Origin of the sequence: Capnocytophaga canis (assembly GCF_000827555.1) — a bacterium.
Classification (GTDB): Bacteria; Bacteroidota; Bacteroidia; order Flavobacteriales; family Flavobacteriaceae; genus Capnocytophaga; species Capnocytophaga canis.
This window is the reverse complement of sequence record NZ_CDOI01000003.1, coordinates 1-398: the sequence shown is the minus strand read 5'-3', so window position 1 is coordinate 398 and position 398 is coordinate 1. Positions and strand designations below refer to the sequence as shown.

Annotated in this window: 1 pseudogene; it reads left to right on the top strand. The window is 32.7% G+C overall.

Features of this window, described 5'->3' with window-relative positions:
* Positions 1 to 17: 17 nt before the first annotated feature.
* A pseudogene (locus CCAND38_RS01050) lies at positions 18 to 398 on the top strand (hypothetical protein); the annotation flags it as partial.

The window sequence follows — 398 nt, the reverse complement described above, 5'->3', positions numbered from 1 at the left end:
TTATGAAAAAGATAATAGTGAAATTTCTACTTTTATTAAGTATTTTTGTTAGCTTTCAAGGGAGTTGTAGTAAAGTAGGTCTTGAAGTAGAAACCTCTAATAAATCCAAAACCTTGAAACATAACTACATTGTTTTAGCATCGGTAGATGGTTCGGCTGTTGAGGTTGAAGTGAGCTATTCCGTTTTTGTAGCAGGAAATTCTGAAAACATTGTAAAAACAGAAACGCTAACGACTCCTTTTGTTATTGGAGGAGAAGATGTCAAAGTTGTGTATGATAGTGTTGTCGCTGCATCAGATAAACATTTTGTTTACAACGAACTAAAAAGAAATTACACCCCAAAAGGAGCTGATTACTTGGAAATTAAAAATTTATCAAACGTGGATTTGGAATATTGT